Here is a 23,849-nt window from a genome sequence, read left to right as displayed (position 1 = left end):
ATGACGGGATTTGTTTAGTGGTGCGCAGATCGAGCGCCGCCCGCGCGGCGCTTGATCTCACAGCCACCGCAACTCGCCCGCCATACACCCCGGCGCCACCCCCAACCCCTCACCCGCAAGAGCAATATCGTAAAGTTCCAATCTTGAATTTTTTTATTAAGTCAAGAACCACACTGTTCAAATCCCTCCATGCGTGCTACAACCTGATTAAGCAATGATCTAGCTGCTTGATAACGAAGGGAAAAATATGACGAAGTCGGAGCTGATCGAACGTATTGTCACCCATCAAGGGCTGCTTTCGTCCAAGGACGTAGAGCTGGCCATCAAGACCATGCTTGAGCAGATGTCACAATGCCTTGCTACTGGCGACCGCATTGAAATTCGCGGTTTTGGCAGCTTCTCGCTGCACTATCGCGCGCCGCGCGTAGGCCGCAACCCCAAGACCGGCCAGTCGGTCAGCCTCGAAGGCAAGTTCGTCCCGCACTTCAAGCCCGGCAAAGAATTGCGTGATCGGGTAAACGAAGAAGACGAAGCCGAAGCCTGATCAACCAAGGAGCCATACAATGCGTAACCTGAAGCGCGCCTTTACTCTACTGTTCGTGCTGCTGCTGGCAGCCGTGGTGCTGTTTTTCGTGCTGGAAAACCAGCAGGTCGTAGCCCTTACCCTGTTCAGCTGGACGGCCCCCGCTGTGCCGGTCGCTGTCGTGGTGCTGGCTGCGCTGGTCGTAGGCTTGGCAATCGGCCCACTGTTGGGTGCGTACGGCGTACAACGCAGCAAACGCAAGATCAGGGCATCAGCCCGGGAAGCTGCCCTGAACGGTAATTAAGGAAATTTCCTACCCTATTTTAGGAAACGCCCACCTTTGCATGCGCTGGCTGAAATGGAGTAATTGCCCCCTTCGTTTTCGGCCCCAGCGAGCCCGCCCCGCATGGAATTCCCAACCCTCTTCCACCATGGTGCAGTCCGTGGTGTCACCGGCTCGTGTCACCAACTGCACCTTGCTACCGGTGTAAGCCTGCTGGTCGACTGTGGCCTGGAGCAGGGCGCCGATGCCATACCGCAGGCGGACGCCGCAGCGCTCACATTCGATATCAAGGGCGTCCGTGCGCTGATCATCACCCATGTGCACCTCGACCACGTTGGCCGTATCCCCGCACTGCTCGCCGCGGGTTATCGCGGGCCGATACTGTGCAGCGAGCCCTCTGCCAAGCTGCTGCCACTCGTACTTGAAGACGCCTACAGGCTGGGTATCAGCAGCGACCCTGCCCATGTGTCCACATACCTTGAATTGGTGAGCACCCTGCTTGTGCCACTGCCATTTGAACAATGGCACCCAGTGCTGGAGCAGCCCGACATAATCTGCCGGGTTCGCCTGCAGCGCGCAGGCCACTTGCTGGGTTCGGCCTACGTGGAGTGCGATATCCAGTACGGCCAGGCCAGCCGGCGTTATGTGTTATCAGGCGACCTTGGCGCGGGCAACAACCCGTTGCTGCGCCCACTGAAGCCCCCGGAGCGGGCAGATGTGCTGGTGCTGGAAAGCACCTACGGCGACCGCCTGAACCCAAACCCCAGCGACCGTGTACACAGGCTGGAAGCCGCTATCGACCAGGCATTGGCGGACCAGGGCACCATTCTGATCCCGGCTTTCAGCCTGGGCCGCACCCAAGAGCTGCTGTACGAACTGGATGAGGTGCTGTACCGCAAAGCGCTGTTGGGCAGGGTAGGTGGTTCTCCAGACGGCGAGCCCGTCGATTGGTCGCAACTGCCCATCATCCTCGACTCGCCGTTGGCCCAGCGCATCACGGCTGTGTATCGAGAACTACATGCATTCTGGAATGAAGAGGCGAGGGCGCGGCGTGCTGCCGGCCGTGACCCGCTGGCCTTCGGTCAGCTGATCTGCGTGGATACCCATGCCCGCCACCAACAGGTGGTCAATTACCTGAAAAGCACCGGTCGCCCGGCCATCGTGATTGCCGGCAACGGTATGTGCTCGGGTGGGCGAATCGTCAATTACCTCAAGGCCATGCTTGGCGATCGGCGGCATGAGGTGATGTTCGTCGGGTATCAGGCCAGGGGTACGCCAGGGGCGGTGATACAGGCATTGGAGGGCTCCAACGACGTTGGGCAGGTCGATCTGGAGGGGGAGGGGTATGAGGTCAGGGCCAAGGTCACCACCTTGAAGGGATATTCGGGGCATGCTGATCAGGCTGGGTTAGTGGCGTTTGCCACCGGCCTCTCTGCTAAATCTGAGGAAGTCGTGCTCGTGCATGGAGAGAGCAAAGCCAAGAAGCAACTTGCAAGGGCGCTGCGTCAGCGTTTGCTGGCGCTAGGCTGGCCGACCAAGGTAAAAATCGCAACATAAGCGCCCTGCGCAGGGAACGATGACGGCAGGTGCTGTCTGATAGTCACCACGGATCATCAGCCTTCGCCGGCCCAGGCGAAATGCTTGCATAAACAAGGCTCGCAGCCCGCGCGGGTTGCAGGTGCAGTGCAAGCTACAAAGCGGTTTCTCTGGTATTCTTGCCCGATGATGCTTGCGTCTTGAGCCTATGGATAGCCAGGGATTACACACGCTGGGCGCGTAACTTAGCGACGTTGCACTGTGCGCAGTGCCGATCAGAATTAAGACTCATGCCGGTCACTTGTCAATGATCATCAAGTGGCTGTTAAGGACCCGAATATGGAATTGATCCCGGTAATTCTATCCGGTGGCGTTGGCAGCCGTTTGTGGCCAGTTTCCCGTGAGGCTCACCCAAAGCCGTTCATGACCTTGCCCGATGGGCAAAACCTCATTCAGAAGACCTTCCTGCGCGCGTCCAAGCTCGACGGCGTTGCTGAAGTGCTTACCGTCACCAATCGCGAACTGCTGTTCAAGACCGAAGACGAATACCGCGCGATCAATACCCAAGGCCACCCTCAGGGCTATATCCTTGAGCCGTTTGGCCGCAACACCGCCGCCGCTGTGGCCGCCGCAGCATTGCAACTGCATCAGGCTCACGGTCCCCAGGCCTACATGCTGGTGCTTGCAGCCGACCACCTTATCCAGGACGAAGCTGCTTTCTCCCAGGCGGTCAGCAAGGCTGTGCACCTGGCCGAGCAGGGCTGGCTGGTCACCTTCGGCATCAAGCCTCAGTACCCTGAAACAGGCTTCGGTTACATCGAGGCGGCTGCAGATGGCGCGCTGGACGGTGGGTTGAAGGTGGCACGTTTTGTCGAAAAGCCCGATGCCCCCACCGCAGAGGCCTACGTGGCAGCTGGCAACTACTTCTGGAACGCCGGCATGTTCTGCTTCCAGGTTGGCACCGTCATTGACGAGTTCAAGGCCCATGCGCCCGATGTGCTCGAAGCCGTGCAACTCACCCTTGAAGCGTCGCGCCAAACTACGGGCAAAGGCTACAGCTGCCTTGCCCTGGATGCAGACACCTTCGCCAACGTCCCGGATATTTCCATCGACTACGCCTTGATGGAGCGCTCCCGCAAGGTGGCCACCATTCCGTGCGACATCGGCTGGAGCGATATCGGCTCGTGGAACGCGGTCAGCGAACTCACCCCGCCAGACGAAGCCGGCAACCGCTTCGAAGGCGAAGTGGTCGCGCACGGTTCCAGCAACAACTACGTCAGCACTGAAGATCGCCTGGCGGCGCTGGTCGGTGTACAGGACCTGTTGGTGGTCGACACCCCCGACGCCCTGCTGATCGCCCATAAAGACCACGCTCAAGACGTGAAACATATCGTCAAGCGCCTGAAAGGCGATGGCCACTCTGCACACCTGCTGCACCGCACCGTGCACCGCCCATGGGGTACCTACACTACCCTGGAAGACGGCGACCGCTTCAAGATCAAGCGCATCGTGGTCAAGCCAAAGGCATCCCTGTCCCTGCAAATGCACCACCACCGCAGCGAGCACTGGATTGTGGTCAGCGGCATGGCCGTGGTGGTCAACGATGACAAGGAACTGATGCTCAACACCAACGAGTCCACGTTCATCCGCGCCGGCCACCAGCACCGGTTGCAAAACCCAGGCGTGATCGACCTGGTGCTCATCGAAGTACAAAGCGGCGACTACCTCGGCGAAGACGACATCGTCCGCTTCGAGGACAACTACGGTCGTTGCGACGCCTGAGTCCAGGCTCTCCCTTCGGCCCGTCGTTGCCATCCCTGGCACCGGGCCGGTCTTCGGTCGCCCCCATCGCCGGCTACCCCTGTTCAGATCGTTGACGCCAAGGCGTCAACGCACCGAGTGAGACCCATGTACCCACCTATTCAGACCCGTTGTTTCAAAGCCTACGACATCCGCGGCCAAGTGCCTGCCGACCTTAATGATGACGTGGCCTACCGCATTGGCCGCGCGCTGGTGGCCCAGCTTGGCGGCCGCACTTATGTGGTGGGGCGTGACATGCGCCTGGAGAGCCCGGGTTTGTCCCTTGCCTTGATCAAGGGCCTGACCGAAGGTGGGGCCGACGTGATCGATATCGGCCTGTGCGGTACCGAGGAAGTGTATTTCGCTACCAGCCATCACCAGGCCGATGGCGGCGTGATGATTACTGCCAGCCATAACCCCAAGGGTTACAACGGCATGAAGCTGGTGCGCGAACAGTCGCGCCCGATCAGCGGCGACACCGGGCTGAACGACATTCGCCAGCGTGTCGAAGCAGGTGACTTGGGTGAGCCTGCAGCAACTGCCGGCAGTGTGCGCGAAGCGTTCGACAAGACGGCCTACATCGACCACTTGCTCACCTACGTAAACGTGGCATCGCTCAAGCCGCTGAAGGTGCTGGCCGACCCGGGCAACGGTGCGGTTGGGCCTGTGATCGAACTGCTCAAGGCACGCCTGCCGCTGGATATCACCATCATCAACGGCGAGCCGGACGGCAATTTCCCCAACGGCATCCCCAACCCGCTGCTGCCTGAAAACCGGGATTTGACCCGCCAGGCAGTGCTGGATACCCAGGCCGCCATGGGTATCGCCTTCGACGGTGACTTCGACCGGTGCTTCTTCTTCGACGACAAAGGCCGTTTCATCGAGGGCTACTACGTGGTGGGCCTGCTGGCCGAAATGCTGCTGGCCAAACACCCAGGCAGCAAGATCATCCACGACCCGCGCCTGACCTGGAACACCATCGAGCAGGTTGAAGCGGCCGGTGGCGTCGCCATCCAGAGCAAGACCGGCCATGCCTTCATCAAAGAGCGCATGCGCGCCGAAGACGCCGTGTACGGCGGTGAAATGAGCGCCCACCACTACTTCCGCGACTTCGCCTACTGCGACAGCGGCAACATCCCGTGGTTGTTGGTGGCTGAGCTGATGAGCGTTACCGGCAAAACCCTTGCCCAGTTGGTAGATGAGCGAATCGCCAAATTCCCCTGCAGCGGCGAGATCAACTACGAGGTGGCAGATGTAAAAGGCACTATCGAAAAGATCCTGGCCCATTACCTGCCGCAAAACCCAACCGTCGACCGCACCGACGGCATCAGCGTGGAGTTCGCCGACTGGCGCTTCAGCCTGCGTGGTTCCAACACCGAGCCGCTGCTGCGCTTGAACGTTGAAAGCCGGGGGGATGAAGCTCTGGTCAACGAACAGGTTTCGCGCATCGCCGCCCTAATCCGAGGTTAGTTATGTTTGGCATGATCAAGGGCGTGTGGAGCTACCGTGGCTTCATTATCTCGTCCATCAAGAATGAATTCGTTTCACGCTTCGCGCGCAGCAAGCTTGGTGGGCTATGGATGATCATTCACCCGCTAGCCCAGGTTGCGATCTATGCATTGATCCTCTCCAATGTCCTGGCAGCCAAGCTGCCCGGCATCGACAACAAATATGCATACGCCTTGTACCTGATGGCAGGCATCCTGGCCTGGAACCTGTTTTCCGAAATCGTCAGCCGCTGCCTCACGCTTTTCATAGAGCAGGGCAACATCATGAAGAAGATGCGCTTCCCGCGCATCACGCTGCCCGTCATCGTGGTGGGGTCGTGCCTGCTCAATAACGCCTTGCTGTTCCTGGCGGTAATGACCGTTTTCGCACTCTTGGGCCATTACCCCACCGCCCAGGTGTTCTGGTTGATCCCACTGGTGATGATCGTTGTGGCGCTGTCGGTTGGCATTGGCCTGGTGCTGGGTATTCTCAACGTGTTTCTGCGGGACATCGGCCAGGTGGTGCCCATTATTCTGCAGGTGCTGTTCTGGTTCACGCCGATCGTTTACATGGTCAACGTGATCCCGGATTACCTGCGGGGCACGCTTACCTACAACCCCATGTACCCTATCGTTACGGCCTATCACGATGTGCTGGTGTACGCCAAGGCACCGGATTTCAGCCAGGTGGTCACCATGGTCTGCATCTCGTTGGGCTTGTTGCTGCTTGGCTTGTTCCTGTTCCGTCGCTCGGTTCCTGAAATGGTGGACGTACTATGAGCCTGTTATCGGTAAGTGATGTTGGCAAGGCTTATAAAACCTACCGTTCCGAGTGGCAGCGCATCGCCACCTGGTTTTACCTGCCGGTCGGTGCGTCCAGCGAGCATTGGGTGCTTCGGCATATCAACTTTGCCATTGAGCCAGGTGAAGCCATCGGCATTATCGGCCAGAACGGCGCCGGCAAGTCTACCCTGTTGAAGATGATCACCGGGACGTTGCAGCCCACCCAGGGGCAGGTGCATGTCAACGGCCGGATCGCTGCGATTCTGGAACTGGGCATGGGCTTCAACCCTGAGCTGACCGGCCGCCAGAATGTGTACCATGCGGCGGGCCTGATGGGCTTCAGTGCCGAGAAGATCGAAGGCGCAATCGATGACATCGAGGCGTTCGCGGAAATCGGCGAATACTTCGACGAAGCGGTCCGCACCTATTCTAGCGGTATGCAGATGCGCGTAGCGTTTGCCGTTGCCACTGCGTTTAGGCCAGAAATCCTGATTGTCGACGAAGCGTTGTCGGTGGGGGACAGTTACTTCCAGCACAAGAGCTTCGAGCGCATTCGCGAATTCCAGCGCCAAGGCACTTCGTTGCTCATTGTCTCGCATGATCGTGGTGCCATTCAGTCGCTGTGCAGCCGTGCGCTGTTGCTCGAGAACGGCTCGATCATCAAGGACGGCCCTCCTGAGCAGGTGATGGACTACTACAACGCGCTGATCGCCGAGAAAGAAAACAGCACCGTCCAGGTAAAAGAGCTTGCCGACGGCAGCATGCAGACCCAGTCCGGCAGTGGCGAGGCGACCATTGAAGCGGTAGCGCTTTACGATGCGGCCGGGCAAGCGGTGGAGTTCGTGGCGGTGGGTGACCCGGTCACACTGAGTGTGCAGGTTGAAACCCACGAAGCCATACCAGAACTGGTAGTGGGCTACGTCATCAAGGACCGCCTGGGCCAGCACGTCTACGGTACCAATACCCATCACCTGGGCCAGGCGATGAAAACGCTGGCAGCCAATGAAAAGGTCGAGTTTCGTTTCGCCTTCGATATGAACCTGGGCCCCGGCTCTTATTCGGTGGCCGTGGCATTGCATGCCAACGATGTGCATATCGGCACTAATTATGAGTGGCGAGACCTTGCCCTGGTATTCAATGTGGTGAATACCTCGAAGCCTCAATTTGTCGGAATGGCGTGGGTGCCTACAGCTGTGGAGTGTATTCGGTGAAAAAACCTTTCTATCGCGCTTTCGAGGACCGCTACCGCGGGTCGGCGGAGCTGATTACCGAGAGGTTGCAGGTGTACCAGCCCTTCCTCGAGCCTTTGCTGGGCCTTGATCAGGCACGCAAGGCCATCGACCTGGGCTGTGGCAGGGGTGAATGGATGAGCCTGTTGGCGCGCCAGGGCTTTGCCGTAGCCGGTGTCGACCTTGATGACGGCATGCTTGAAGCGTGCCGTATCAACGGCTTCAGTGTTGAGAACACCGACGCCGTAGGCAAACTCCAGTCGTTGCCTGATAACAGCCAGGTACTGGTTTCGGGCTTCCACCTGGCTGAGCATATTCCGTTCAACAGCCTGCAAACGCTGGTGGCCGAAGCCCTGCGTGTGCTGGTGCCAGGCGGCTTGCTCATTCTGGAAACACCCAACGCCGAAAACCTGGTGGTAGGCACCAACAATTTTTACCTCGACCCGTCCCACGAACGCCCGGTCCCCAGCCTGTTGCTGAGCTTCCTGGTGGAGTACGAAGGGTTCGGCCGCAACACCGTGATGCGTCTGCAAGAACCAACGCCCATACCGGCAGTTGAAGACATGCAGATGCTTAACGTATTCCATGGCGTGAGCCAGGATTACGCCGTGGTCGCCCAGAAGGCTGCGCCTGCAACCACCTTGGCCGAGTTTGACAGCGCCTTCAGCCGGGAGTATGGGGTTACCCTCGACAGCCTGGCAGAGCGCTACGAAGGTAAGCTTCAGGCACACTTCGATGCGCTTGATGAAGCCACCAGCAGCAACCACGCCGCGCTGGAACAGGTGCGTGAAGTAAACGTCGAGTTTGCCCACAGCATCGACCGGTTCCAGTCCGAATTCTTCCAGCTTAAAAAAGATGTCGATAGCCTGGACGACCGTGCTGGCCGTGACCGCACCTTCCAGCAACAGCTAAAAGGCGACATCGAGGTACTGGGCAGCAGCATCAATCAACTGGACCAGCGGCTGGCGGCCATCGAGCAGATGTTGCGTGAGCGTGAAGCACGCACCCTGCTGGACAGTGCCAAGGCCGCCGTGCGCCCAGCTGCGCTCAAAACCCTCGGTGCGGTATTGCGCAACCCCACCTTGCGCACCAACGTCAACCGCGTATTGCGCCGCTTCCCCGGCGTACACCACCGCCTCAAGCTGTTCGCGCAAAACCGTGGCTTGCTGGTTCAGCCCATGGCCACACCCGGCATGCCGAGTGCGAGTTTCACCGGTGTGGATTACTCGCGCGTCAGCTTCGCCGTGTACCCCAAGGCACCCTTGCTGCCAGAAGCCATGTACCTGCGAGACCAACCGCATGCAGCGGGCTTCAACAGTGTGCGCATGACTGGCCATATTGAAGGGCACTATAGCCTGGCCATCGTCAACCGCGGGCTGGGGCTGGCCATGTTCGACCTGCTCGAAGGCCGGCTGGCGTTTCAGCCATACCATGGCAAGGCCTATGACAACCCGATCGATATTCCCGAACGCCAGAAGGGCCTGACCCAAGCGGTGGGCAACACCCTGGAAGGCGAACTGGAAAGCGACGTGCTGTCCATCGTTCACCACTACCCGATGATCACTGACCTGCAAGCTGCCGGTATGCGCATGGTTGTGTTTTTCTGGGAAGAAACCGCCATACCTTTCGACACTGTCACCTTCCTGAACGAGCATTTCGACGGCGTGATCGTGGCCGCTTCGTTCGTGAAAAAGGTGCTGCAGGATTCCGGCTGCCGTCTTCCGGTCTTCGTTTGCCCGATGGGCGTAGACCACATCATCGGCAATGACGAACCCCCAATCGAGACATTGCGCCCTACAGCCGGCAAGCCAGTACGCTTCCTGCATATCTCGTCGATGTTCGAGCGCAAAGGGCCTGATGTATTGCTGGAAGGCTACCTCAATGCTTTTACCAGTGACGATAACGTAGAGCTGTACATCAAGACGTTCCCGAACCCACATAACCGGGTACACGAGCTGTTGAACGAACTGTCCGCAGGGCGCAGCAACCTGCCTGCCGTGGTGGTTGACGAGAGCCCGATGGATGACAAAGGCATCATCGGCCTGTATCGGTCGGCACAAGCGCTTGTGCTGCCTACACGCGGAGAAGGCTTCAACCTGCCTGCCGCCGAAGCCCTGGCACTTGGGCTTCCGGTCATCGTTACCGGCTTTGGCGCCCACGTTGACTTCTGCACCCTGCGTACTGCCGAGCTGATACCGTTCCTGTTCGCCAAGTCTGGTAGCCACCTGGGCAGCGCCAATTCGTGCTGGGTAGAGCCTGACAAGGAAGCGCTCGGCCGCAAGATGCGTGAGTTGCATGACAAAGTGCTCGCCGGTGACGCCGGGCTGGAGCAGCGCAGGCGTGAGGGTATCGAGCTTATCCGCGGCGCCTACACCTGGGAGCAAAGCGCCCAGGCCGTGCTGGCCAGTGCCCAGTGGCTGAAAAACCAGGAGCCTGTGCAGAGCGGCAAAGCCAAGCTCGTGGTTGTGGGGCCTTGGGCGACCAAATGCGGGGTGGCGGAGTACAGCCAGTCGCTGATGAGCGAATTTGACCGTAGTCATTACGACATCACCGTCTATTGCGATGAGCGAACCGCCCCAATGGACGGTGTCGAGTATCAGCCAGCCTGGAAGCTGGGTGATGCCAAAGCGGTGTTCGATGTGTTGGGCAACGATGCGTGCGCGGCAGCGGATGTGATTATCGTGCAGCACCAGCCCAGCCTGTTCGCGCTCAACGAAGAAATCTGCCAGCGCCTGGCCTCCCTGCATGCTCAAGGCAAAGTAGTGATTCTGGAGCTGCACTCCACTCAACCCCTGATTGCAGATCACAGGGTGTCTGACACTGCAATCCGTGCACTGGGCAAGCTCGACCGGGTCATCGTGCACAAGCCCGAAGACCTCAACAACCTGCTGGTGCTTGGGCTCAGTGCCAACGTGATGATGATTGGCCTGGGCGTAATGTCGCCATTGCCTGCAGGCAGCGCTGACGGGGTACGCGGGGAACTGGGCATTGACCAGCACGACCTGGTCATCGCCTGTTTCGGCTTCATCCTGTCACACAAGGGCATCGATACGCTGATCGAAACCATTCGCCCGCTGGAGCGAGCCACTGGCCGCAACGTGCGCATGATCGGCCTGCACTCCATTCTGGATGCCCGCAGTGAGCAAACCCTCAATGCCTACCGCGCTCGCGCCGAAGAGCTGCAGGTGGAGCACAACATCAACTGGATTACCGACTACCTGCCCATTCAGGAATGCCTGCGCATTCTCAGTGCGGCCGACTACGTCATCTTCCCTTATAAAGAAACCCAGGAGAGTGCCAGTGCTGCGGTGACCATTGGCCTGGCTACGCTCAAACCAGTGCTGGTCAGCCCTATTCACATCTTCTCCGACCTGTCCGAGGCCACTTGGCGCATGTCCGGTAGCCAGGCAGACGACATTGTGGCTTCGATTGCCGAGCTGGAAGACAGCCCCGCCAAGGCCGGCGAACTGGTTGCCCGGCAGGAGCAGTGGATACAGGACCGCAGCTGGGGGCGTATCTCCGGGCGTCTGGACGCCACCGTGCAGGCCTTGTTGTTTGCGCGCAGGCACCTGGATCCTCTGGTGGGCGTACAGCGTGAGGCAAACCCCAGTGTGGTCGCTACCGCGCCACGCAAACTGCTGGTGGACGTGTCCGAACTGTACTTCCGTGATGCCAGAACAGGCATCCAGCGCGTCGTTAAACGCGTGATTGGCGAATTCCAGGCGGCCGAGGGGACAGACTACCAGGTGGTGCCAGTGTTCGGCGTGTCAGGCCACGGCTACCGTATTGCCAGCAATTACCCGGGTGCCAACGACTATGTTGCATCGGCCCACGAAAAACCGGTGGAATACAGTGTTGGTGATGTTTTCCTGGGCCTGGACCTGAGCGCGCATCTGTTCCCGGAATTCAACTCCGAACTCGAGCGCATGCGCCGCGCAGGTGTGAGCATCCACTTCGTGGTGTACGACCTGATCCCGCTGCTGCACCCACGCTTCGCCTACCCGGGCATCGATGGCGCGTTCACCAACTGGATGCGCTCCATTGGCCGCTATGCGGACAGCGTCATTGCCATATCCGCGGCGGTTGCCGTAGATGTAAAACAATGGCTCCAGCAGCACGAAGGCCTGAAGTTGCTGCCATCCATTGGGCATTTCCACTTGGGCGCGGATATTGAAACACCCGCTGAGCTGGACGCTAAACCCGACTTGGACCCAGGCCTGGAGGCGCGCCTGGCTGCAGCGCCGACGTTCCTCATGGTGGGTACGCTGGAGCCCCGCAAAGGGCACCACCAGACCCTGGCTGCTTTCGAATTGCTGTGGGCGCAAGGCTGCGACCTGAACCTGGTGCTGGTGGGCAAGGAAGGGTGGGCAGTAGAAGGCCTGACCGGGCACTTGCGTGCGCACCCTGAGATGGGGCAGCGGCTGTTCTGGCTGGAAGGGTTGAGCGATACCAACCTCAACCACCTGTATGCATCGTGTTCTGCACTTGTTGCAGCATCGGAAGCTGAAGGCTTTGGCTTGCCTCTGATCGAGGCAGCCCAGCAAAAACTGCCGATCATCGCGCGGGACATTCCGGTGTTCCGCGAGGTGGCCGGTGACCATGCCTACTACTTCCAGGGCCAGGCGCCTGAAGCCTTGGCCAAGGCGCTGACGGAGTGGATAGAGCTGTTCCAGAAAAACGCTCACCCGCTGTCTGCGCAGATGCCTTGGTTGCGCTGGAGCGAGAGTGCGACCGTGCTCAAGAAACATGTGCTGGGCGTTGCAGAACAGGTGAAGTGACGGGGCAGCCACCCGGCAGGGCAGGCTAACCATAAACCCCGTAAGCGTGATACTGCCGCGCTTACGGGGTTTTTTATTGCAGGTGTTTTTCAAGCATTCTGGCGACCGGGTGAATACTTAGTTAGCCATGCCAGCTTCCGCATCATCCATCAGCGTCTTGGCCAGCGCACCCAGGTAATACGCTGCCCAGACCAGCTTGGGGTTTTCGTCCACCAAGCCGCTGATGGTGAGTTCCTGGGCATAACCCATCAATTCCGACGCTTGCGCACGGGCGTGTTCGCAAGGTATGCCCGGTTCGATACAGAACAGCGGTTGAGTCTGCTGCTCGCCTTGGTAGAACTTGGTCTTGCCGACGGTGAAGCCGTGATTAGCAGTAGTCACTGTACACCCCCCCCCTTTGCATTTCGTACCCGTCAATGGGACCGGGCTTGCCCGCGAAGGGCCCGCCCAGCCAACACACCTGTGCGTCAGTGCACGGCTCCAGCTCCGTTTGGCATCTGTACCTGTATGAGCGCTGACTCGAGCAGAGCACGCAGTGCCTCTATTTCATGCATGGATGCCATCATCAGAATCGATGCCGGTGACTTGGGCTGTTGTAGGAGTGCCTGATGGGCGACGGTTGCTGCGCAGAGCCCGTAGTCCCTGGCTTGGATCAAGGTGTCTTCCAGGGAGAGGATTTGGTGGGGTGGGTCGGGGACGATCTTTAGCATGTGCAACCTCTGTCGATGAGGCCGACACCTATTGCTGTCAAACAAGTGGGTGGCAGCTGTGCGTGGGTTGACAGACCGGTCGACAGAGGTAACAACCCGGCGCACGCGAACGTGCCCCACGCACAGCCACCATAGTGGTGACCATACCCTCATTGTCGAAAACGGCCTGTCAAAGCCGGTCGTTGATGAGCAACGACAGACTGAGACTAGAGCTGCGCTCAGGCAACGGCAATCGAAAAAAGGCGGTGAGAGTATGTTTGGGAAATGGACTACAAGGAAGGGGGCTATTCTGAGATGAATTGAAAATTCTCGACTAAGCACTCATCAGTGCCTTGATCGGCGAGACGCGAGCAAGTTCAACTGCACACTTTTGAATGGCTAACGGGGTCAAGCCTCTCGGATCCTAACCCCGTCGATTAATCACTCAAACACTTCAGCGCTGGCCAGGGCTACACCAAGTTGATCCTTGCCCGAGAGGCTAGGGGTGAAGTCAATCGGCCAATCAATACCGACCTCAGGATCATCCCAAGCAATGCAACGCTCGCTGACGGGCGAATAGAAGTCTGTAGTCTTGTACAAGAACTCGGCGGTATCGCTCAGCGTGACAAAGCCATGTGCGAATCCTGGCGGGATCCACAGCTGGTTTTTGTTCTCTGCCGAAAGCACCGCACCCACCCACTTGCCGAAAGTTGGGGAGGACCGACGGATATCGACCGCTACGTCGAAGACCTCACCTTGCACGACACGCACCAGTTTGCCTTGGGCGTGCGGTGGCAGTTGGTAATGCAGACCGCGCAGAACGCCCTTCACAGAACGTGAATGGTTGTCCTGTACGAAATCCGGGCGCAGGCCGGTGGATTCGCTGAATACGTTGGCATTGAAGCTTTCGTAGAAGAAGCCACGCTCGTCGCCGAACACTTTAGGGGTGAACAGTAAGACTTCGGGGATGGCCAGAGGAGTTGCGTGCATTAGAACACCTTCTCATTAAGCAGGTTACGAAGGTACTGGCCATAGCCGTTTTTGAGCAGTGGCTGGGCTAGGCGCTCAAGCTGCTCAGCATTGATCCAGCCGGCGCGGAAGCAGATCTCTTCCGGGCAAGCCACTTTCAACCCTTGGCGGCGCTCCATGGTTGCAATGTACTGGCTGGCTTCGAGCAAGCTGTCGTGAGTACCTGTGTCCAGCCATGCATAACCACGGCCCATGATCTCCACCTGCAGTTGTTCCTGTTGCAAGTAAAGATTGTTGAGGTCGGTGATTTCCAGTTCGCCGCGAGCAGACGGCTTAAGGTCACGCGCTAGATCCACAACCTGGTTGTCGTAGAAATACAGGCCGGTCACTGCGTAGCTGGACTTCGGTACTTTCGGCTTCTCTTCAAGCGATAGTACACGGCCGGTTTCGTCAAATTCGGCTACACCGTATCGTTCCGGATCATGCACGTGGTAGGCGAATACAGAGGCACCTGCTTCACGCTGACCTGCGTTCAACAGCAGCGACTGGAAGTCATGGCCGTAGAAAATGTTGTCGCCTAGCACCAGGGCCGAGGGGGCGTTGCCGATGAAGTCAGCACCGATCGTGAAGGCCTGCGCCAGGCCATCCGGGCTCGGCTGCACGGCATAAGTCAGGTTGATGCCCCACTGGCTGCCGTCGCCAAGAAGCTGCTCGAAACGCGGCGTATCTTGTGGGGTAGAAATGATTAGAATGTCGCGAATACCTGCCAGCAGCAAGGTGCCCAGCGGGTAGTAGATCATCGGCTTGTCATAAACAGGCAAGAGCTGCTTCGAAACAGAAAGCGTTGCGGGGTGCAGACGCGTTCCGGAACCACCAGCCAGAATGATCCCTTTACGATTGGTTGTGTTCATTTGTTCAGAGCTTCCATGAGCATACGGGTTACACCACTTTGCCAGTCAGGCAAGTGCAGCGTGAAAGAGTTGCGAAGCTTGGCGGTATCCAAGCGTGAATTCAACGGGCGACTGGCCGGGGTAGGGTACTCGGTAGTAGCAATCGGATTCACGGCTTCGACCACGAGATCTTCGCCATGACTCCGTGCGAACTCAATAACATAGCTGGCATATGCATGCCAGGTCGTTTCGCCCGTTGGCGCCAGGTGGTAGACCCCGCTTAGCTCAGGTTTACGCCACGCTTGTTGCAGCGCAGCTACAGCCACATCCGCTAGTAACTCCGCCCCCGTAGGCACCCCTACCTGGTCAGCGATTACATTGAGTGCGGAACGCTCCTTGGCCAGGCGTAGCATAGTCTTGGCGAAATTGTTGCCCCGTGCGGCATACACCCAGCTGGTACGGAAAATCAGGTGCTTGCAGCCCGACGCTTGTATCAGCTGTTCACCTTTGAGTTTGGTGGCACCGTAATGGTTAACCGGGCCGACATTGTCGGTTTCTTTCCAAGGAGTAGTGCCCGTGCCGTCAAACACATAGTCGGTAGAATAGTGAACTAGCCAGGAATTGAGCTGATTGGCCTCCTCAGCCATAACCTGGCTAGCCAGCGCGTTGACGATCTGGGCAAAGTCGCGTTCGCTTTCAGCCATATCCACTGCTGTATAGGCGGCTGCGTTTACAATAACCTGTGGCGACACAGCGCGAATGGTATGCCGTAGACCTTCAAGGTCTGATATGTCCCCTGTCAGCTCCCCGTAGGGCGTGCTGGCGCGGCGTCGATCAAGCGCCACAACTTCGCCGAGCACGCTTAGGGCGCGCTGAAGCTCCCAGCCAACTTGGCCGTTTTTGCCCAGCAGAAGGACTCTCACTGCTGATCTACCTTATACTGACTGTCAATCCATTCGCGATAACTACCGTCGATTACATTTTTAACCCAGTCTTGATTGGCTAAGTACCACGCGACTGTCTTCCGGATGCCGCTGTCGAATGTTTCAGCAGGTTTCCAACCCAATTCACGCTCAATTTTGCGTGCATCTATCGCGTAGCGACGGTCATGTCCTGGACGATCGGTAACATAGGTTATAAGTTCTGAATAAGCTTCAACCACCTTGCCGGTCTTCTGATTAATGACACGCCGGGATCCAGGTGGTGCAAGCTCATCTAGCAAGCCACAGACAATACGCACAATATCAATATTGGCTTTCTCGTTCCAACCACCTATGTTATACGTCTCACCCAACGAACCAGCGTCAAGGACGCGTCTTATACCTGAGCAATGGTCCTCAACATACAGCCAGTCACGGACCTGCTGGCCGTCACCATAAATAGGCAATGGCTTCCCTGCCAACGCGTTGACAATTACGAGCGGTATGAGCTTTTCAGGGAAATGGAATGGCCCATAATTGTTAGAACAATTGGTGGTAAGTACAGGCATCCCGTAAGTGTGGAAATACGAACGCACCAGATGATCGCTGGCTGCTTTACTTGCTGAGTATGGGCTGTTTGGCGCATATGGTGTCGTTTCAGTAAAGGCAGGCTCGTTTTGTCCCAAAGTGCCGTAAACTTCATCTGTAGATACATGCAGAAAGCGGAACGACTCCTTCTCTGGACCTTCAAGGTCATTCCAGAATTTCCTGGCTGCTTCAAGGAGGCGGAATGTGCCCATGACATTTGTGTCTATAAAGGCCTGAGGGCCGGTAATAGATCGATCGACATGTGATTCTGCTGCAAAATGGATTACCGCCCGAGGGCGATTATCTGCGAATAGCTTTTGTAAGAGAGTGTTATCTCTGATATCACCATGAACGAACTGGTGACCTTGATAATCACTAATAGATTGCAGGTTAGTGAGGTTGCCTGCATAGGTAAGAGCATCTAAATTTAAGACAGGTTCAACGGAGTTAGCGCACCATTGTAGTACGAAGTTCGAGCCGATAAAGCCGGCTCCACCAGTTACGAGAATCATAGTTAGTCCCTTATTTCAAAATATTAAGGTTGTACCCAGCGCCAGGCCCTAAAAATCATCACCAGGCAACCCTCCGCCTTAGCTGAGGATACTACAACAACCTACGCTGAGAATGCTATCAGAGGAGGCGCGGGATTAGCCTTGGCGCGGCCGGATTTTTCTCACGAAGGTGCAGCTTTTACGACTGGATTACCTGATGACCGATGGATTATCGCTAGGGGCAGATTAAAATCTGAGCAAGCTGAGTGCACAATATTGAACGGCGGCGAGACTTCTTGGGCTGTGGCAGCCTCACACGGTCAATCAGGTCGGACCAATGCAATATGTTTTGACAACCACGTTTGTTCCATCGGGGGAGGGGCACTCCTAATCGAAAAGACAGACACCGTTCGGCCGACTGAAAAAGCACAGATGAACGTATCCGGATCCCAGTAGTGGCAGTGACCACTGCCAGGCGTAAGAGTTCGGTCGGTGTTTCCATCATTGCGGTTCTGGCCGTTAGGAGGACAGATAGGACATCCGATGGTTCAATGTAGCCTAGCCGACCACATCTTTGGCTCTGGGCCCCATCTTCCCATTTACAGTGCAGCACTATGCAGCTAAGCTGCTTCTATAGGCGCAGGCTCATGTTCTCTAGCAGCCTGTCGTTGGTACGCGCATAGGAACAGCTACCCGTATGAATATCGCTTGTTTAATGATGCAGAAGAATGAAGGGCAGCTCCTCGAGGCCTGGATTACTTACCACTCCAAGCTATTTGGGGCCGAGAATATTTTTATTTATGATAACGGTTCTGTTGATGAAGCTACTCTCTCGGTTTTGAATAAGGCTGAGCTGGCTGGTGTTAATGTTGATTACAGCTATAACACCCGACAGCATTTCGAAGCTAAAGGAAAATTATTCACCCAAAAAATACATGAGCTGGAGGGTCTCAGGAAATACGATTTCTTCTTTCCGTTGGACGGTGACGAATTTTTAGTTGCTGAGGCTGGCGACAAAAATTTAAGTACCTCTCCCTCAGTAGTTAGGAGTTGCTTGGAACCCTTCAAAGGTTCACCGCATGTTCTCATGATTGGATGCGAATACAATAACAATCCGCTGGCTCGTGATTATTACAAGCGTCGAGATGTACAGCGTAAGTGCTTCTTTGCGCAGGATGCATGTAAAGAACTTGATATGGGTTATCACAATGGCAAGGCAAAACTGTCCGATCAGGAGGTCAGAACGCCAATTGTGTATGTTCATTTTCACAATAAAAATTATGAAAGCTACCAGAGGTCTGCTAGGGAGAAACTAGTAGGGCGTGTCAAAGATTTTTCAGAGCAAGCTTTAAAAGAGCACCTTGAGCAACGCAAAATTGGTTTTCATGTGATTCCCGCACTACTTCAGTCTAAGTCTGAATATGAAAAGAACTTTTCTTTAGATGGTCATATGCTGTTCGCGGAACTGAGGCATGCTGCGGACAATAGCAATTTCTTTGATTCCTTTAAAATTAGATCGTGCAAAGGCTTTGTTGAGTCTATTACTAAAACGTCAATCGGTACCGAAATTAGAGGCTGGGCGGTAAACGAAGAGGGCGAAAAAGCTGACTCTTTACGCGTTTACATTAATGGCTCGCTAGCTTCCAAGGTCAAAGTTACCTATCATTCAAGAATGGATGTGTTGAAGTCCGGTATGGCTAAATCAGAAGGATGCGGGTTCGAAATAATTTTGCATGAAGAATGTCCTGATCTTTCGGTATTACAGATAGTGGCGGTTGTCAATGGGGAAGAAAGAATCCTCGCTAACGCATAAATTTAAAATGTTAGCTTGTTAGAAGTGCTCATGCTGTGGACCAGTATGTAGCGTTGCAGATGAAGCGCATCCAAGGGGCGGCGCTTTTTCTCTGTGATAGGTGTGCTAGTGTGTTATTTACTAGGGCCTACGGATTCTGTCTGAATAATATTTTAATGCGATTTCCTCTTGATATTGATAACGTATTTTACATCAAAGGTTGTCTAATTCTGATATCTCCATTGTGCTTCCTTAGTTATCTCGCTAGCAATGAGCGATTGATTCTCGAATTAAATTTAATTGACGAAGATTTCAGTCAATTGATAGTAGCGTAAATAATGTCAAAGTGCAGGGAACTATCCCACGTCAGTCGTGCGAGGTGAGTTGACGTGGGATTGGCGGTTTTTTACGACCTACATTCTAAAGAAATGGCACTCTGCCGACTACACTTACAAGTTTTCCCCATTTCAATATACTGTTAGCATCAAAGCTATCCGAGGTATGTTTGTATTCTGGAAAACCTAACGCCTGCCATTTATCAACTGGATGCAGGATATGAATAGAAGATATACCCCTATCGCCTGGTATTTGACAGTCTGCCACCACGTTGTCTCCCACATGAATATGTGCTGACACCCCCTCGCGGGCTAGGTCATCTTTAACTAGTGCCCACATTGTGCCATTATCTTTTCGTTTCTGCTCGGCACTCGAAATAAGCAATCTATGCGGCGCGCTTACCCCAGCTTTTTTGAGTATAAGGGCAATTTGATCGCGGGTATAATATGTGTCAGAAATCACCCACAGAATGTGGCCAATAGAGCCGAGAGTATTAAATACATCAACCATCTCATCTTTTGCAGTGATTAGGCTCAGGTCTAGATCAAACTCTCTAGTCATCAGTGCATATGGATCAAATCTTGCTTCAGGTAAATGCTTGATTAGCTCTTCATATACATCGATTATGCAGACATCACCTTGAAAGTTTTTATTAGCACGTAGCTGATATTCAGTATGATTTCGCAGACGAACGAAATCTGCTGCGCTGGCTACAGCGCCGCTAGCAGTCAACTCTTCGCCTAAAAGAAATTTCGCGTAATCAGGTTCGGTGAATTCTCGTCGAACTAAGGTGTCGAATACATCGAAAGTAATGTGGCTGAATGTGCGTAAGTCCGCCAAAAGACTGTCAATCGTTCTTTTATACCCTGACGTGATGAAGCCCTCATCTACAGTAAAGTGGCCGCTCGCAGGATGATGAAAGAACTGTTTGAAGCCATTTTTTTGAGCTACAGGACCTAATATCCTCTCTAGTGCGTGGAGTTTCGAACCGTCATTTGGAAGAGGTTCGCTTGGAAAATCATCATACCCGTAGTCTAGAGACAAAATATCAATCAAAGCTTGAGGGCGGGCCCAGAACATGCCCCCGGCGGGGTAGGTCAAAAAACCATCCGGACAATCAAATGCTATTTGATTTTGCCACTCTCTCATATATGACTTGTTCATAGTGACGTGATTCACCCATGAAGGCATCATCCAAAAAGTGGTGGGGTAGTAGAGCCCGAGAGTCGAGTCCGACGCAAAAGCATTCAATACTCTTCTAACAACTGCACAGTCGTTAAGAAGATACTCTGTCAAATAATCTGCCCATTGAGTTTGTTCACGTCCAGAGTATAAAGATTTTTTCGAGTGCAAGTGGCAAAATAGATCATATTTTAGGAGGTCTTGCGAAAACTCTACCAATAAAGGGCCAAAATTCCTGCCTTTATTTGGGACACATTTGGTCTTTAATTTTCTCAGATTTTTGATCTTTTTGAAGGTTTTATTGGCGTAGCTTTTATGGCTTGCATTAGCTAACGTAATAAAAAGATCAAATTGGGCTGGGAAAGTCGTCAATGCAGCGGCGAATTTGTCTATGTAGTCTTCGTAGTAAATATGAAGGCAAATAGCAATTTTTTGCTCCGCTGCAGTTTTGGTCAACTTCATTGGAATGTCGATTCGATCTTGAGGGAGCCACCTGCTAACTGCATCAGACTTCAGTCTTCCTTCCCTCTTTCCAGATATTAGGTAATGAAATAGCGGACTGATCTGAGCATGATATACATCAAGGTTGTTGCGGTGATAGGTTTCAGTATCGAAATGTGGGGAGGGATTTACAGGCGAGAACTTCGATTTATGTAGGTAGTCTTGAAAAGCATCTATTTCAGAGATGAATTCTGGATTGTAGGTCTTTTTATACCATTCATAATCGAATAGCTTTAGCTTCTTAGCTTCTGCAAGAATCAGATTGACGTTATAGTCTAGTATGTTTTTACTACTGTCAGACTCCCCAGGTGGGCTAAAATAAGACTCCCCAGTCCCGTAGTGGACTGTAAAGTGCTTGAGTGGATTAATCTCCATGAGATCAATTTCAGGGTGACGCAATTTATACTCTGTTAAAGAGAAGTCAGTGCGAGTACGGCGGTGCTCTTTATAGCCATGAATAATAAAATGTATAAATGGATGTAACTTGTTGTTGCGTAAATCTTCATTATGTTGAACATAAAATCTTGTATCAAAGCAAGGGTGAGGATTAAGTCCTTTGAGCCAGCCTTCAGTCAAATAATGTTCAATCACATTTTCAGGCGACAGCCCTAGGTCTGCGGCTTGTAACTTATAGTAATTTTCGTCAAAAGCTCCACTAGACCTCACTACAGAAATAATATCTTGCCGCTGAGTCGCGTTTGTCTGATGATTCATATTCATATTCAATTACGCAAGAGGTTAGTGAAAGCCGAATAGTTGCATGGGACTGATAATTCCATTGCCGGAAAAATCATCGTCAATATTGAATAGGTGAAACGCTTCTCTTGGTATGGCACTGGGTGATTTTGCATATCCTGTGAATATATCCTCGATCTCGCGGGTATTGTATTCGATGTTAAGTCTGAAGCCATCAACCACTCCCGCAATAGCCCCATCCATAACTGCTTTCAGATCCTGGAATTGCCTCTGTGGCGTCGCTAAACGACCGTGGAAGAATATCAGGTCGTTGTTGCTATCAAGACGGACATCCACCAGTTGGCCTACCGGAGCAGTCATGATGCTTTCTAAGAGAAGGGATCGCTCAAGTAGTATATATCCTTCTGACCACTTGACGTCTTCTTTAAAGACTCCTGCCATTGTTGCTGTATGATTATTTATTATATGCGTGCCAGACTTAGTTGCTATAAAATACAGCCCGTGTGTATCTTGGGTGAACATATACGTTAGTATTTTTTGAATCGTACCTGCGTAGCCGAGGTCGAGCATGAGCGATTTCGTTTCACTCAATGTCAAACCCGATGTTTCAAAATAACTAGCTAATGCTTCCCGGGTCGGACTCACATGTGAAAATAGACGATCATTGTGAGGGTTAAACCATTCCTCAATCAAGGCAGCATCCTCTGGCAACTTGACGTTGAAATCTAGCAACTGATGCGGCAGTAATGCAAAAGCTTCATGAAGCTGGAAGCCAAATCTTTTAAGTAGTAACTCAAGTACAGTCCCTTCAAACTTACTTTCAAATGCAAGTTTCATTATTTCCGGGTTGCCGGCTTGACTTCTGAATAATACCGTTCTAGATACTTTCAGGTAGATTGGTTCAAATTTAAACTCTAACAGCTCTTCTTCTCTGAGCGCTTTAAGAGCTTCAAATAGTATCCAGCCCTCACGGGCAAGACACACTGGAGTATGAGTTTGCGAGTATTCGGCTACCTTGCGCAGATAGTGATTAAGAATGGGGCCTAGAAAACCATATCCAAATTCATATAGCGCTTTGTACGAGTTGCTCATGTGCGAATCTCAGGTCCTGCTGGGTGAGAGTAATAACCGAGCTTTGCGGTTCTTTGCGATATTGCGTAAGTAGTTAGTCTTCTCTGAACAAATCACGTGTGTAAACCTTATCCGTCACATCAGCCAGCTCATCAGAAAATCGATTCGCAACTATCAGATCGGATGTGGATTTGAATGCACTTAGATCAGCCATGACTGGTGAGTTGAAAAAAGTGCTATCTGTCAAGGCGGGCTCATACACGATTACCTTGATACCTTTGGCTTTGAGACGTTTCATAACTCCTTGGATGGAGGATGATCTAAAGTTGTCAGATCCAGATTTCATTATCAGTCTATAGATGCCGACCGTTTTTGGACTCATTTTTAGTATGGATTCAGCAATAAAGTCTTTTCGTGTAGTATTTGAATCTACAATCGCTCGGATTAGATTGTTTGGTACGTTCGAATAGTTGGCAAGGAGCTGCTTTGTGTCTTTAGGTAGGCAATATCCGCCGTAGCCAAAGGAGGGATTGTGATAGTGATTACCAATTCGCGGGTCTAGGCCAACACCTTCAATAATTTGTCGTGAGTCTAAGTTGTGATGGATTGCGTAGCTATCCAATTCATTGAAATATGCTATTCGCATAGCGAGATAAGTATTGGAAAATAATTTGATTGCTTCCGCTTCAGTAGAGTCAGTCAATAATACTGGCGATTTTTGACTTATAGCACCTTCGAGCATCAAGCTCGCAAATTTTGATCCGAATTCGCCACGGTCCCCGACGATAACTCGGGAAGGATACAAATTATCGTGTAGGGCCTTCCCTTCACGTAGAAACTCAGGAGAAAAATATATGTTGGATGTGCCGTGTTTTTTTCTCATCGACTCGGTAAAGCCTACAGGAATGGTAGACTTTATGACGATGCTGATCGCAGAGTTGTAGGACAGTGACTCCTGGATGACCGACTCGACTGAGCTTGTATTAAAATGATTGGTTTGGGGGTCATAGTTTGTTGGAGTGGCGATTATTACAATCTCAGCGCCTTCATAAGCTAAAGTTTTATCTGTAGTGGCTTTGAGATTCAGTGGCTCTTCGTTAAAAAATTTCTCAATTTCCCAATCTGATATGGGTGAGATCCGGTTGTTGATAAGGTCGACTTTCTCTTTGACTATATCTAGAGCCACTACATCATGGTGCTGCGAGAGAAGTACAGCATTGGAGAGGCCCACGTACCCAGTGCCCACAACTAAAATTTTCATCATCAAATTCCTTTAAAAAACTACTGCATATTACGGTAGTCGAA

At 53.7% G+C, this 23,849-nt stretch carries 19 protein-coding genes; 10 read left to right on the top strand and 9 right to left on the bottom strand.

Going from position 1 to position 23,849, the window contains the following annotated elements; all coding sequences use genetic code 11:
• The 9 genes from IAE36_RS23740 to IAE36_RS19530 form a co-directional block, all read left to right on the top strand.
• Positions 1–218, top strand: a 218-nt coding sequence (locus IAE36_RS23740; protein WP_236409082.1) for a hypothetical protein, incomplete at its 5' end; no start/stop codon positions are given.
• Between the two features lie 29 nt (positions 219–247).
• Positions 248–544, top strand: a complete 297-nt coding sequence (ihfB, locus tag IAE36_RS19565) for an integration host factor subunit beta (RefSeq protein WP_003252675.1) — start codon at positions 248–250, stop codon at positions 542–544.
• Positions 545–563: 19 nt separating this feature from the next.
• Positions 564–827, top strand: a complete 264-nt coding sequence (locus tag IAE36_RS19560) for a lipopolysaccharide assembly protein LapA domain-containing protein (RefSeq protein WP_201214110.1) — start codon at positions 564–566, stop codon at positions 825–827.
• Between the two features lie 102 nt (positions 828–929).
• Positions 930–2,363 (top strand): MBL fold metallo-hydrolase RNA specificity domain-containing protein, encoded by a 1,434-nt coding sequence (locus IAE36_RS19555; protein WP_201214109.1) that lies wholly within the window; start codon positions 930–932, stop codon positions 2,361–2,363.
• Positions 2,364–2,681: 318 nt separating this feature from the next.
• Entirely contained in the window at positions 2,682–4,124 is a 1,443-nt protein-coding gene (locus tag IAE36_RS19550; protein ID WP_201164728.1) for a mannose-1-phosphate guanylyltransferase/mannose-6-phosphate isomerase, read from the top strand.
• 126 nt (positions 4,125–4,250) lie between these two features.
• Entirely contained in the window at positions 4,251–5,612 is a 1,362-nt protein-coding gene (locus IAE36_RS19545) for a phosphomannomutase (protein ID WP_201214107.1), read from the top strand.
• A gap of 2 nt (positions 5,613–5,614) precedes the next feature.
• Positions 5,615–6,409: an ABC transporter permease gene (locus tag IAE36_RS19540; protein WP_201214106.1), complete on the top strand. Its 795-nt coding sequence runs from the start codon at positions 5,615–5,617 to the stop codon at positions 6,407–6,409.
• Positions 6,406–7,623 (top strand): ABC transporter ATP-binding protein, encoded by a 1,218-nt coding sequence (locus IAE36_RS19535; protein ID WP_201214104.1) that lies wholly within the window; start codon positions 6,406–6,408, stop codon positions 7,621–7,623. Before IAE36_RS19540 ends, IAE36_RS19535 begins: the two co-directional genes overlap by 4 nt.
• A complete protein-coding gene (locus IAE36_RS19530) occupies positions 7,620–12,419 on the top strand; it encodes a glycosyltransferase (RefSeq protein WP_201214102.1) in 4,800 nt (1,599 codons plus the stop codon). The genes IAE36_RS19535 and IAE36_RS19530 overlap by 4 nt, the downstream gene beginning before the upstream one ends.
• Before the next feature lie 117 nt (positions 12,420–12,536).
• Here IAE36_RS19530 and IAE36_RS19525 read toward each other — a convergent pair whose 3' ends face one another.
• From IAE36_RS19525 to rfbB, 6 genes are all read right to left on the bottom strand, one after another.
• The gene (locus IAE36_RS19525; protein ID WP_201214100.1) at positions 12,537–12,800 is read right to left on the bottom strand and encodes a DUF3077 domain-containing protein; all 264 of its coding nucleotides are present in this window, start codon (positions 12,798–12,800) and stop codon (positions 12,537–12,539) included.
• Positions 12,801–12,886: 86 nt separating this feature from the next.
• On the bottom strand, positions 12,887–13,129 hold the full coding sequence (locus IAE36_RS23735; protein ID WP_236409078.1) for a hypothetical protein: 243 nt from the start codon (positions 13,127–13,129) through the stop codon (positions 12,887–12,889).
• Positions 13,130–13,549: 420 nt separating this feature from the next.
• A complete protein-coding gene (gene rfbC, locus IAE36_RS19520; protein WP_201214098.1) occupies positions 13,550–14,098 on the bottom strand; it encodes a dTDP-4-dehydrorhamnose 3,5-epimerase in 549 nt (182 codons plus the stop codon).
• Positions 14,098–14,988, bottom strand: a complete 891-nt coding sequence (gene rfbA / locus IAE36_RS19515; protein WP_201214097.1) for a glucose-1-phosphate thymidylyltransferase RfbA — start codon at positions 14,986–14,988, stop codon at positions 14,098–14,100. The genes rfbC and rfbA overlap by 1 nt, the downstream gene beginning before the upstream one ends.
• Positions 14,985–15,890, bottom strand: coding sequence for a dTDP-4-dehydrorhamnose reductase (gene rfbD / locus IAE36_RS19510; protein WP_201214096.1), 906 nt, complete (start codon positions 15,888–15,890; stop codon positions 14,985–14,987). The genes rfbA and rfbD overlap by 4 nt, the downstream gene beginning before the upstream one ends.
• Positions 15,887–16,987 (bottom strand): dTDP-glucose 4,6-dehydratase, encoded by a 1,101-nt coding sequence (rfbB, locus tag IAE36_RS19505; protein WP_201214095.1) that lies wholly within the window; start codon positions 16,985–16,987, stop codon positions 15,887–15,889. The genes rfbD and rfbB overlap by 4 nt, the downstream gene beginning before the upstream one ends.
• 676 nt (positions 16,988–17,663) lie before the next feature.
• On the opposite strand from rfbB, the gene IAE36_RS19500 reads away from it, so the two are divergent.
• Positions 17,664–18,779: a glycosyltransferase family 2 protein gene (locus tag IAE36_RS19500; protein ID WP_201214094.1), complete on the top strand. Its 1,116-nt coding sequence runs from the start codon at positions 17,664–17,666 to the stop codon at positions 18,777–18,779.
• Between the two features lie 399 nt (positions 18,780–19,178).
• Here the strand turns inward: IAE36_RS19500 and IAE36_RS19495 are convergent, their stop codons facing one another.
• From IAE36_RS19495 to IAE36_RS19485, 3 genes are all read right to left on the bottom strand, one after another.
• On the bottom strand, positions 19,179–21,491 hold the full coding sequence (locus tag IAE36_RS19495; RefSeq protein WP_236409076.1) for a rhamnan synthesis F family protein: 2,313 nt from the start codon (positions 21,489–21,491) through the stop codon (positions 19,179–19,181).
• Positions 21,492–21,515: 24 nt separating this feature from the next.
• Positions 21,516–22,565 (bottom strand): HAD family hydrolase, encoded by a 1,050-nt coding sequence (locus IAE36_RS19490; protein ID WP_201214092.1) that lies wholly within the window; start codon positions 22,563–22,565, stop codon positions 21,516–21,518.
• A gap of 73 nt (positions 22,566–22,638) precedes the next feature.
• The gene (locus IAE36_RS19485) at positions 22,639–23,805 is read right to left on the bottom strand and encodes a nucleotide sugar dehydrogenase (RefSeq protein ID WP_201214090.1); all 1,167 of its coding nucleotides are present in this window, start codon (positions 23,803–23,805) and stop codon (positions 22,639–22,641) included.
• Between the last annotated feature and the right edge of the window lie 44 nt (positions 23,806–23,849).

It is taken from the genome of Pseudomonas sp. S36 (genome assembly GCF_016647875.1).
Classification (GTDB): Bacteria; Pseudomonadota; Gammaproteobacteria; order Pseudomonadales; family Pseudomonadaceae; genus Aquipseudomonas; species Aquipseudomonas parafulva.
Note: the sequence above shows the minus strand (reverse complement) of the source record. Positions and strands in the feature narration are given on the sequence as shown.

What these genes read in the sequence shown, in the direction of transcription:
- ihfB (WP_003252675.1), top strand. Translation starts at nt 248, where the DNA reads ATGACGAAGTCGGAGCTGATCGAACGTATTGTCACCCATCAAGGGCTG.
- IAE36_RS19560 (WP_201214110.1), top strand. Translation starts at nt 564, where the DNA reads ATGCGTAACCTGAAGCGCGCCTTTACTCTACTGTTCGTGCTGCTGCTG.
- IAE36_RS19555 (WP_201214109.1), top strand. Translation starts at nt 930, where the DNA reads ATGGAATTCCCAACCCTCTTCCACCATGGTGCAGTCCGTGGTGTCACC.
- IAE36_RS19550 (WP_201164728.1), top strand. Translation starts at nt 2,682, where the DNA reads ATGGAATTGATCCCGGTAATTCTATCCGGTGGCGTTGGCAGCCGTTTG.
- IAE36_RS19545 (WP_201214107.1), top strand. Translation starts at nt 4,251, where the DNA reads ATGTACCCACCTATTCAGACCCGTTGTTTCAAAGCCTACGACATCCGC.
- IAE36_RS19540 (WP_201214106.1), top strand. Translation starts at nt 5,615, where the DNA reads ATGTTTGGCATGATCAAGGGCGTGTGGAGCTACCGTGGCTTCATTATC.
- IAE36_RS19535 (WP_201214104.1), top strand. Translation starts at nt 6,406, where the DNA reads ATGAGCCTGTTATCGGTAAGTGATGTTGGCAAGGCTTATAAAACCTAC.
- IAE36_RS23735 (WP_236409078.1), bottom strand. Translation starts at nt 13,129, where the DNA reads ATGCTAAAGATCGTCCCCGACCCACCCCACCAAATCCTCTCCCTGGAA.
- rfbC (WP_201214098.1), bottom strand. Translation starts at nt 14,098, where the DNA reads ATGCACGCAACTCCTCTGGCCATCCCCGAAGTCTTACTGTTCACCCCT.
- rfbA (WP_201214097.1), bottom strand. Translation starts at nt 14,988, where the DNA reads ATGAACACAACCAATCGTAAAGGGATCATTCTGGCTGGTGGTTCCGGA.
- rfbB (WP_201214095.1), bottom strand. Translation starts at nt 16,987, where the DNA reads ATGATTCTCGTAACTGGTGGAGCCGGCTTTATCGGCTCGAACTTCGTA.
- IAE36_RS19500 (WP_201214094.1), top strand. Translation starts at nt 17,664, where the DNA reads ATGAATATCGCTTGTTTAATGATGCAGAAGAATGAAGGGCAGCTCCTC.
- IAE36_RS19495 (WP_236409076.1), bottom strand. Translation starts at nt 21,491, where the DNA reads ATGAATCATCAGACAAACGCGACTCAGCGGCAAGATATTATTTCTGTA.
- IAE36_RS19490 (WP_201214092.1), bottom strand. Translation starts at nt 22,565, where the DNA reads ATGAGCAACTCGTACAAAGCGCTATATGAATTTGGATATGGTTTTCTA.
- IAE36_RS19485 (WP_201214090.1), bottom strand. Translation starts at nt 23,805, where the DNA reads ATGAAAATTTTAGTTGTGGGCACTGGGTACGTGGGCCTCTCCAATGCT.